At 48.5% G+C, this 10,237-nt stretch carries 11 protein-coding genes; 2 read left to right on the forward strand and 9 right to left on the reverse strand.

Features of this window, described 5'->3' with window-relative positions; all coding sequences use genetic code 11:
- Nucleotides 1-525 (forward strand): hypothetical protein (locus ACMJ0U_RS09435; protein WP_417129713.1); only part of this gene is annotated, 525 nt, incomplete at its 5' end.
- 99 nt (nt 526-624) lie between these two features.
- Nucleotides 625-1,305: a hypothetical protein gene (locus ACMJ0U_RS09440; protein WP_417129714.1), complete on the forward strand. Its 681-nt coding sequence runs from the start codon at nt 625-627 to the stop codon at nt 1,303-1,305.
- Here the strand turns inward: ACMJ0U_RS09440 and ACMJ0U_RS09445 are convergent.
- The 9 genes from ACMJ0U_RS09445 to ACMJ0U_RS09485 all read right to left on the reverse strand — a co-directional run bounded on the left by ACMJ0U_RS09445 (nt 1,277) and on the right by ACMJ0U_RS09485 (nt 10,228).
- The gene (locus tag ACMJ0U_RS09445; RefSeq protein ID WP_417129715.1) at nt 1,277-3,064 is read right to left on the reverse strand and encodes a sensor histidine kinase; all 1,788 of its coding nucleotides are present in this window, start codon (nt 3,062-3,064) and stop codon (nt 1,277-1,279) included. The genes ACMJ0U_RS09440 and ACMJ0U_RS09445 overlap by 29 nt on opposite strands.
- A 17-nt stretch (nt 3,065-3,081) precedes the next feature.
- Nucleotides 3,082-3,768, reverse strand: a complete 687-nt coding sequence (locus tag ACMJ0U_RS09450) for a response regulator transcription factor (RefSeq protein WP_417129716.1) — start codon at nt 3,766-3,768, stop codon at nt 3,082-3,084.
- Between the two features lie 103 nt (nt 3,769-3,871).
- The gene (locus ACMJ0U_RS09455) at nt 3,872-4,921 is read right to left on the reverse strand and encodes an asparaginase (protein WP_417129717.1); all 1,050 of its coding nucleotides are present in this window, start codon (nt 4,919-4,921) and stop codon (nt 3,872-3,874) included.
- 86 nt (nt 4,922-5,007) lie between these two features.
- Nucleotides 5,008-5,787: a tryptophan synthase subunit alpha gene (trpA, locus tag ACMJ0U_RS09460; RefSeq protein WP_417129718.1), complete on the reverse strand. Its 780-nt coding sequence runs from the start codon at nt 5,785-5,787 to the stop codon at nt 5,008-5,010.
- Nucleotides 5,788-5,799: 12 nt separating this feature from the next.
- Nucleotides 5,800-6,423 (reverse strand): phosphoribosylanthranilate isomerase, encoded by a 624-nt coding sequence (locus tag ACMJ0U_RS09465; RefSeq protein WP_417129719.1) that lies wholly within the window; start codon nt 6,421-6,423, stop codon nt 5,800-5,802.
- The gene (gene trpC / locus ACMJ0U_RS09470) at nt 6,420-7,208 is read right to left on the reverse strand and encodes an indole-3-glycerol phosphate synthase TrpC (protein ID WP_417129722.1); all 789 of its coding nucleotides are present in this window, start codon (nt 7,206-7,208) and stop codon (nt 6,420-6,422) included. The genes ACMJ0U_RS09465 and trpC overlap by 4 nt, the downstream gene beginning before the upstream one ends.
- Nucleotides 7,209-7,215: 7 nt before the next feature.
- Nucleotides 7,216-8,211 carry an anthranilate phosphoribosyltransferase gene (trpD, locus tag ACMJ0U_RS09475; RefSeq protein ID WP_417129720.1) on the reverse strand — a complete coding sequence of 332 codons (996 nt, stop codon included), beginning with the start codon at nt 8,209-8,211 and terminating at the stop codon, nt 7,216-7,218.
- Nucleotides 8,212-8,254: 43 nt separating this feature from the next.
- Nucleotides 8,255-8,821, reverse strand: coding sequence for an anthranilate synthase component II (locus ACMJ0U_RS09480; RefSeq protein WP_417129721.1), 567 nt, complete (start codon nt 8,819-8,821; stop codon nt 8,255-8,257).
- A gap of 6 nt (nt 8,822-8,827) precedes the next feature.
- A complete protein-coding gene (locus ACMJ0U_RS09485) occupies nt 8,828-10,228 on the reverse strand; it encodes an anthranilate synthase component I family protein (protein ID WP_417129723.1) in 1,401 nt (466 codons plus the stop codon).
- Nucleotides 10,229-10,237: the final 9 nt, after the last annotated feature.

Below are 10,237 nucleotides of genomic sequence, written 5' to 3' on the forward strand. Positions count from 1 at the left end.
TTGTTTTTAAATTTAATGGCAAATAGCGAACTGCATGCCCAAAGGGAGGAAGGGGTATTTGTAGAATTAGGTGGAGCATCAACCACTGTAGGGATTCATTATGATACACGTTTTAATGAAAAGACTCATTGGGGAGCAAGAATCGGAATAGCTCATACTCGCTCCAAGTCTCCAGCCTTCTTTGATAATCTTGCTGATCTAACAAAAGGTTGGACTTTTCCTATAGCTGTAAATTATCTTATAGGAAAACGGAAAAATCGTTTTGAAATAGGTATAGGAGTTAGCTATGGTCTTTATACCTGCGTGTTTTACGACAAATTGGGACATCAAATAGAGGATAATAAATCTGGTTCATTTGCCTTTCTTGATTTAGGTTACCGTTATCAGTCTAAGAAAGGGCTCATGGTACGCCTTGGTATTAACCCCGGAATGGCTTTGTATAGGAGTACTGAAGGGAAAAGTGACGAAGCTGTTTTCCGAGCAGCGGTTATTTATCCTTATTTTAGTTTAGGTTATAACTTTTAATTTTCAAATTTAATACACATAAAAACAACGAACTATTTACTAACTATTTCTATCGGTTTATTAATATGTGCATGTAATTCTGAAGATATTGTAGAACAGGTGGAAAACAAGGATTTCATATCTCATGAGAATGTTATTACCGATATAATGTCCTTTGATAATAAAGATGCTTTTACGAAAGCACTTGATAATTATGATATTACTAAAGGATATGGGACAAGAGCCACTGGTTCTTTTTATTCTGCTGATGATATTTATAATAATTCTTCAGGAGAGGATGCTGAAATTGAAAAAATAGGATTTCTTGTTCCAGACGAGAAATTCCGACATTTTTTGAATAAAAATTTAGAGATTATTGTCAATGATACGTTATATCGTATCACAAAAGATGGTACATTCTTCGCTCACTTGTCCGATAAAGAAGAACTTGAAAAGGCAGTTAAAAGAGTTGGAGACTTCACCCGAACAGCCAATGATTTGAAGGAATTGGGTAATGTGAGGTTGAAAAATACTTTTAACACGTGGGATGGAGATTCCTTAAATCCAATAAACGATGAAAATTATTTCGATGAAGAATCAGATGATGTCATAATTCCTAATAACCATTTTCAGTACTGCCAAAGAAGTACTCCAGTACTATCAAAGGAGTACTGCAGTACTTTCAGAGGAGTACTCCAGTACTTCCACGGAAGTACTGGAACTAGGGGAAATTGTAGTAGCTTTAATTACAGAATGTCTTGCCTGGAGTGCTTTATCCTTGTATATCCTTTTTCAAGGTGAAGACAAATTCCAGTCCTCCTTTCGGCATGTTCTTGGCGAAGATGGTTCCGCCATGGAACAACACGGCGTTCTTCACGATGGCCAGTCCCAAACCTGTACCTCCCAGTTTCCGTGAACGTCCCTTGTCTACCCGATAGAAGCGTTCAAACAGGCGGTTCAGGTGCTCTTCGGGTACTCCCACGCCGGTATCAGAGAAACTGAAATAGTAGAATTTCTCATCCTCGCGGAAGCAGTTGATGGTAATCTGTATGTTATTACCTGCATAGGCTATGGCATTGTCGGTCAGGTTGCGGAAGATAGAGTAGAGCAGCGAGCTGCTTCCTGTCAGTATGACTTCCGACGGGAGCTTGTTCACCACAGTGATATGCTTTTCTTCCAGACCGAGTGCTACCTCGTTCAAAATGTTTTCTACAATCTTGCTCAGGTTTACCTGTTCCTTTTCTACCAGTTCCGGTGCCTCGTCCATTCGGGTCAGCACAGAGATGTCGCGCAGCAGGAAGGTCAGGCGGTTGCTCTGGGCATAGCTTCTTTCCAGGAAGACACGGACATTTTCTTGCGGAATGTTCGGGTTGCTGATAATGGTTTCCAGGTATCCCTGAATGCTGCTGACGGGCGTTTTCAGCTCGTGGGCGATGTTCTGTGTCAGCTGACGTTTCAGGCGGGCCTGTTCTTCTTCCTGCGTAATATCGTTGATGGATATTTCGAACGACATATCCTGAAAGATGATGCATTCCACGGTGAACGAGCGTGCGTTCTTGTTGAGGTGCATGGCATACCGTTTTTCCTCTTTGCTGAAATTACCTTCGTTCCGGTTTAAGAACTCAATGATGGGCTGCAGTTCCGGAATATCGAAAATTTCATTGGTAGAACGCAGATTACGGTCGGATATGTTGTTGATGTATTGCGTAAACAGATTGTTGACCAGGATTTCCTGCCGTTCTTTGGTAAAGACACCCAATCCTTCGTGTGAGGTCTGAAGGTGCGAAATCAGTTTCTCACGCTCAATGTAGAGAGCTTCTTTCGCCCGGTGCAGTCGTTTGTATATCTTAATGATGTGTTGTGATATCTCTCCCAGTTCGTTCTTGGGGAACGTTTGCAGGATGTCCATGTCAATCGGTTCGTTCCGGTCGGCCTTCATGGCAAACTGTTGCAGTTTGGTGATAGACTTGCCCAGCTTCCTAGTAAAACGGTAGAAGATGAATATCAGCACCAGGCAGATAATCAGTGCAAACCATAAGTAGCCGGAGTCAGCCTGCAAGTGTTCTGCCAGACTCAGGTTGTAGGGAAGGGCAGACCGTATGATGATGCGGTAGGGAGGATAATAGCGTGCGGAATAAAAATATTCCTCTCCCTGAATGCTTTCCGACTGGCGGCTGATGGAATAGCCGCTTCCATACATGAGTGCGTCTTGCACTTCCTTGCGTGAAGAGTGGTTGGCAAAGCTTTCCCAGTTGGCATTTGTGTTGTCGTACACTACCTTCCCCGACGGCTCAATGAGCGTCACCCGCAGGTTGGGCATCATGTGAGTCGTCACATAAAATTGCATGGAATCGGGATTGACTCCATGATGTTCGGCAAGGAAATCGCATAATTGGTTGTTATAGTTTTGCAGTTGCGTGTTCAGCAATTCTATTTTATAGGCTTTTTCGCGTTTGTATTGAAACAGCATGAAGCATACTGCATATCCCAGGAAAAGGAATATGACAGAAAAGAACAGCCTCTGATTGAAAGGGAGGATGCGATAAGAAAATTTCGTCATGATAGTACCACCGTAATTTATTCACATTCGAAACAGTATCCATAACCGAGACGGGTTACGATACAAGCACCGTATTCACCGATTTTTTTGCGGAGTCGGGTGATATTCACATCAATCGTACGGTCGAGCACGTACACTTCATCGTGCCATACTTTCGCCAGAATGTCTTCGCGGGAGAATACGCGTCCCTGGTTCTGCAAAAGGAGCAGAAGTATTTCAAACTCTTTTTTGGTTAATGAAACCTCCTCGTTATTGATGGTTACTTTCTTCTTCGGAATGTTGACCGACAGTCCTTTATAAATCAGCTGTTCGGGCACCTGAGTCTGTACGCCGGCTGTGCGTCGTAACACCGCCTTTACTCTCATGATGACTTCACGCAGAGAGAAAGGTTTTGAAATATAGTCGTCCGCTCCTAAGTTGAATCCGGTCAGCGTATCATTTTCCGTATCCTTTGCAGTGATGAAAATGATGGGAATATTCTGTGTATCCTTGTTTTTTTTCATCATGCTGGCCATTTTGAATCCGGAAATTTCTCCCATCATCACGTCCAGCAGTATCAGGTTGTAACGTGGCAATTCAAGTTTCAAGGCTTCTTCGGCGGAATTGGCAGTATCTACCATGTATCCTTCCATTTCGAGATTGAACTTTAGAATCTCGCACAAGTCTTCTTCATCGTCTACAACTAAAATCCGGTAATCGTTCATGCGTATTTTCTATTAATTAATACAAAATTCAATGTGACTTAGTTTTCGTTACAAAGATGACCCTTTCTTGTTTCGTCCTTATGAAATAGATGTTACATTTAGGTTACAACACGGGCTTGGTAAACTCTCCGGCTATGGAACGGTTCATTTCACTGCGTATTTCCCTGGGAGTAAGGCCGTGGCCGAGCAGGAACATCAGCTTGGTGAGCACGCTTTCCACGGTGGCATCATATCCGCTGATGACGCCCGCATCGAGCAGGTGCAGACCGGTTTCGTAACGTGCCATTTCGACCATACCCGTCTGGCATTGTGAAATGTTGACGATGACGATTCCCTTTGCCGTAGCTTCTGCCAGCAAGTGGATGAACCAGGGCTTCTGGGGCGCATTTCCGGAACCGTAAGTCTTGAGTACTACCGCTTTCAGACCGGGCGTGTTGAGCACCGTGCGCACGATGTTTTCCTGAATACCCGGGAAAAGTGTCAGGATAATTACATTCGTATCGAAGACATAATGTGCGTGCATAGGCAGGCTGGAATCTACTTTCCGGATACGGTCGTATTCGTACTTGATGTGGATACCGGCCGTAGCCAGTGCCGGATAGTTATAAGAACGGAACGCGTTGAAGTTTTCCGCATTAATCTTGGTCGTACGGTTTCCGCGCAACAGGTGGTTCTCAAAGAAAATGCAGACTTCCGGTACCACGGCAGTTCCGTCCGGATGTTTTGCTGCGGCTATTTCGATAGAAGTAATCAGATTTTCCTTTCCGTCTGTACGTAGCACACCGATGGGCAACTGGCTTCCGGTAAGGATGACCGGTTTGCTCAGGTTCTCCAGCATGAAGCTCAGTGCGGAAGCGGTATAAGCCATGGTGTCCGTGCCGTGCAGAATCACGAACCCGTCGAAGTTATCGTAGTTATATTGGATAATCTTGACCAGTTTGGCCCACAAGGCCGGCTCCATGTCCGAGGAGTCGATAGGAGGGTTAAACTGGTAAGAGGAAATGCGGTAGTTGAACCGTTTCAGTTCCGGTACGTTTTCCTGAAGTTGGTCGAAGTTAAAAGCCTCCAATGCACCGGTTTCCGGATTTTCAATCATACCGATTGTACCTCCAGTGTAGATGAGTAATACGGAAGGATAATCTGGTTTTATCATTTGATGCTTCGTTTAGTTTGGCACAAAGATAGCGAAAATATGCTTTGACTAAAAGAATAAGCCGCTAAAAATAGCAGAATGATTAATTATCCTTCGTTTTTCAGCATTTCCAACAGTTTGTCGATGGCCTTTCCGGCATCTTTTTCCTCCTCAAGCAAGGTCACGAACTTGCTTCCGATGATGCACCCGGAGGCGTATGCCGCTGCCGATTCGTAAGTGGATTTGTTGGAGATGCCGAATCCGATCATCCGTGGATTCCGCAACTGCATTTGCTTGATACGCTGGAAATAAGCCTGCTTTTGTGCATTGAACTCCTTTTGTGCTCCTGTCACGGCCGCAGAAGATACCATATAGATGAATCCGTCGGTATGCGCATCGATTTGCCGGATGCGTTCTTCGCTGGTTTCCGGCGTAATGAGCATAATCACGTGGATGCCGTATTGTTGTGCAATGGGACGATAGCTTTCCAGATAATCCTTATAAGGAAGGTCGGGAATAATCACGCCGTCGATGCCGCATGCCTGGCATTGCCGGCAGAAATTCTCGAAGCCATATTGCATGATGGGGTTCAGGTAGCCCATCAGCACCAGCGGGATGCGGACATCTGTGCGGATTTGTTCCAGTTGGCCGAAGAGCTTGCGGAGCGTCATGCCGTTGCGCAGGGCCTGTGTGGCTGCGTGCTGAATGACGGGGCCGTCGGCCATCGGGTCGCTGAACGGGATACCGATTTCAATCATCTGTACTCCTTTCCGTTCTAAGGTGCGGATGACTTCGGCAGTACCTTCCAAAGTCGGGGCACCTGCACAGAAATAAATGGAAAGCACGTGGTCTTTATGTGTCTGGAATAATTGGTCAATGCGATTCATATCACTAAGTTTTTAGAGGTTACACTTGTTTTGTTTGAAAGAATAAATAAAGTCAGAGAGGGCAGCCGCATCTTTCATACCGGGAGCCTGTTCAAAGCCGCTGTTCAGGTCGATGCCGGCCCAGCGGGGATGGCTGAATTTCAGTAATGCATCCAGGCTTTCAGGCTTCAGCCCTCCGCTTAGCAGGAAAGGCGTCTCGCCGTGGTAGTGCGTCAGGATTTCCCAGTCGAAGCTTTTGCCGGAGCCTCCGTATCCGTTGCAGGGAGTGTCGAACAGAAAATAGTCGCAGCAGGCGGTATAGTTTTCCGTTGCCAGCAGGTCGTCAGGCGTACGCAGGGAAAAGGCCTTGATGACGCGTATGCCAGTCAGTTTCACTTCCCGGCAAAACTCCGGCGATTCCTTTCCGTGAAGCTGAACGTAATCCAGTTGCCACGTCGTCATCCTTTCCCGGATTCGCGGAAGGGAAGCATTGACAAACACCCCCACTTTCTGCACCGACTCCGGCAGATATTCCGGTACGCCCGATACATAGCGGGGAGAACCTTCGTAGTCGATGAATCCCATCCAGTCGGCCCCGGTTTGCTCCACCTGACGGATGTTCTCCGCCTCCCTCATGCCGCACACTTTGACAATCATAAGGCAACAGCTTGAAGAAAGTCCGACAAAGCCTTTTCCGGCGAAGGCGTTTTCATGAAAGTTTCTCCCATCAGGAATCCTCTGAATCCGGCTTCACGCAGTTGCCTGAACGTGTCGGGTTGCGAGATGCCGCTTTCGGATACCCACAGCAATTCTTGCGGCAACTTCCGGGCCAGGCGGAACGAATTTTCCACATCCGTATGAAACGTGCCCAGGTTCCGGTTGTTGACCCCAATCAGGTCTACATGCTCGTGCAGGTAGTCGAGTTCCTTTTCCGTGTGTATTTCCAGCAGGACTTCCATCTCTAACTGATGGGCTAATTTCCCCAAGGCTTTACATTCTTCCACGGTCAGGGCGGCTGCAATCAGAAGCACCACATCTGCACCGGCCAGCTTGGCTTGATGTAGCTGGTAGGGACTGACGATAAAATCTTTTCGCAGCACCGGAAGGTGTGTCAGCGGGCAGACGGCCTGCAAGTCTTTCAGGTTGCCGCCAAAAAACTCTTGGTCGGTCAGTACGGAGGTGCCGGAGGCACCTGCACGCTCATAGCCGGGGACGATGACGGTCGGGTCTGCCTGTGGGGCAATATCTCCTTTCGACGGAGAACGTCGTTTGAATTCGGCAATGATGCCCGAAGGCGATGCGGCCAGTGCCTGCTTCAGGCTTTTCGACGGACGGGGAGTGCCCAACAGCTGGATGAGGAAGTCTTGAGATGCGGCCTCTTCCTGAAGGGCAATTTCTGTGCGCTTATGAGCCACAATGGTATGTAAGATATCAGTAGTCATCATTCGTTTATTGGTTAAGAGTAAGGAATTTGTGTAAAGTAGTTAATGCTTTTCCACTTTCGAGCGATTCTTTGGCCAGTGCCACGCATTCTTCTATTTTCTTCTGAGGCTCCAGTGCCTGGATAGCAAACGAAGCATTGATCAGCACACAGTCGGTCTGTGCCTTGCTGCCTTCATTATGCAGCACCCGGTCGAAAATGGCGGCTGCCTCTTCCGGTGTGTTCCCTCCGTAAAGCTCTTCCTGACGTGCCATGGAAAAGCCCAGTTCCGAAGGGCGATAAATGGTTTCGTAACGGTTGGTCATCACCTTGAATTCATCGGTCAGCGAGATTTCATCGTATCCGTCCAGGTTGTTGACCACGGCAAACTGGATACCGAGCTTCTGGAGCGTGTTGGTGTAAAGCCGCATCTGCGGGAGGTCGGCCACTCCTAACAACTGGCAGGCCGGATGGCAGGGGTTGACCAGCGGGCCTAATAAATTAAATAAGGTTCGTACTCCTAATGCCTTCCGTACGGGAGCCACGGTTTTCAGAGCCGGATGGAAGAGGGGAGCGTGCAGGTAAGCCATGCCGCATTGTTCGATGGAACGTTTCAACTTGTCCGCGTCGTTTGTGAATTTTACGCCGTAGCGTTCCATCACGTTGCTGGCCCCGCTCACCGAAGTGGCTCCGTAATTCCCGTGCTTGGCTACCCGGTAACCGGCTCCGGCCACGACAAAGCAGGCACATGTGGAGATGTTGAAGGTGTTTTTCCCGTCTCCTCCGGTGCCCACGATGTCAATAGGATGAAATTCATGCAAGTCGACGGGCACGCAAGCCTGAAGCAGCGCGTCGCGGAAGCCGACCAGCTCGTCCACCTTGACCCCGCGCATCTGAAAGGCAGCCAGCAGGGCGGCAGTCTGTGCTTCATTCATCTCGCCGCCTGTCATTCTCTGCATCAGCGTGCAGGCTTCTTCACGTGTCAGCTCTTCGTGGTGGAATATCCGTTTCAGTATTTGTTTCATATTGTGTATCATAAGTTTTATGAGTGAGAAAATAGGGTTTTCTTTATTGATGTTGTATCCAGTTGCGCAGCATCTGTTTTCCTTCGGGAGTGAGAACGGACTCTGGATGAAACTGCACGCCTCGCACATCGAGTGTGCGGTGGCAGAGTGCCATGATGTATCCTTCTTCACTTACGGCGGTTATCTCCAGGCAATCCGGGAAATCTTTCCGGTCGACTACCCAGGAATGGTATCTTCCTATTTGTATGGTAGAGGGAAGTCCTTCGAACAGATAGTCCGTCGCAGTCAGGCTGACGGGACTCTGTATGCCGTGGAACACCTCATCCAGGTTGGTCAGTTTTCCTCCGTATACTTCGCCGATGGCCTGTTCGCCCAAGCAGACTCCCAATATCGGTTTCTTTCCGGCATACTTGCGGATGACATCCAGCAGCAGGCCGGCTTCTTCCGGAACGCCGGGACCGGGCGACAGCAGAATCTTGTCGAATTCCTCCAGCTCCTCCAGCCGGAACTGGTCGTTGCGTTTCACGGTGACTTCTGCTCCTAGTTCTTTTATCGCATGACTCAGGTTGTACACAAATGAGTCGTAGTTATCGATGATGACAATTTTCATGGTGTGTTATATTTTTTCGGCCAGGAGAATGGCTTTTTTCAATGCTCCCAACTTGTTGTTTACTTCTTGTAGTTCATTGTTCTCGTCACTTTTGGCTACGATGCCCCCTCCGGCTTGGAACCAGAGTTCGTTGTTACGGCTCACGAAGGTGCGGATGGTGATGGCCTGGTTCAAATCGCCGTTCAGCCCGATGAAGCCGATGCACCCCCCGTAAGCCCCCCGGTTGTGCGGCTCTATTTCACTGATGAGCTGCATGGTCTTTACTTTGGGAGCCCCACTGAGAGTGCCGGCCGGAAAGGTATCGATGAATGTTTTAATCGGGTCGGCTTCCTTGTCCAGTGTGCCGCTTACCCTGCTCACCAGGTGAATTACATGGCTGTAGTATTGCGGCTGTTTGTAGAATTCCACATGTGTGTCGTGGCAATTCCGGCTCAAGTCATTCCGTGCCAGGTCTACCAGCATCACGTGTTCGGCATTCTCCTTCGGGTCGGCCAGCAGGGCTTCGGTCAGTGCGGCATCCGTCTTTTTGTCTCCACTTCTGCGGGTGGTGCCGGCAATGGGGTCGATGGTGGCCTTTCCCGCTTCAATCTTGCAATGCGTTTCGGGAGAGGAACCAAAAATCCGGAAACCGCCGAAATCAAAATAGAACAGGTAAGGCGAAGGATTGATGCTTCTCAACGCCCGGTAGAGGGTGAAATCATCGCCCTCATAGCGCTGGATGAAACGGCGGGAAAGCACAATCTGAAACACGTCGCCTCTCTTGCAGTGGGCAATGCCCTTGCGGATATTGGCCTTGTGTTCCTCGTCGGTCAGCGTACTGGTGGTGTCGCCCGTCGCCCGAAAGGCGTAGGTGGTGTAGTTCCGGTTCAGTACCGCCTTTTCCACTTCGTCAATGTGGCTCGGCTCGTCGTTGCCCTGCAGCTCCACCAGCACCATCTCGCTCTGGAAGTCGTTGAACACAATCAGGTACTTGTAGAGAATGTAGAGAATCTCCGGCGCATCGTTCTTCGGGTCGCTGCTGTCTTTCACCGGAATCTGTTCGAAATAGCGGACGGCATTGAACGTGGTGTAGCCGTACACTCCTCCGTAGCGGGCATATTCTCCTTCCACCTGAAACTGTCTCAGGAAATACTGGAAAGCATCTTCCACCTGGAACTCGGGAGTGAGTGGACGTTCTTCACGGCTTTTGTCCGGAAAGACCGTAGTCACGATTCCGTGGTTTACGGAGAAACTGGCAATGGGGTTCAGTCCGATAAAAGAGCGGTTGTTTTCCACTCCGTGATAATCGGAACTTTCCAGCAGAATACTTTGCGGAAACAGGTCGCGCACCTTCAGGTACGTGCTCACGGGCGTATGCAAGTCGCCGGGCAGCGTTTTGTAGTGGGTGGTATAAGCAAATTTTTTCATGGCTTTTCT

Origin of the sequence: Phocaeicola sp., from assembly GCF_048170425.1 — a bacterium.
Classification (GTDB): Bacteria; Bacteroidota; Bacteroidia; order Bacteroidales; family Bacteroidaceae; genus Phocaeicola.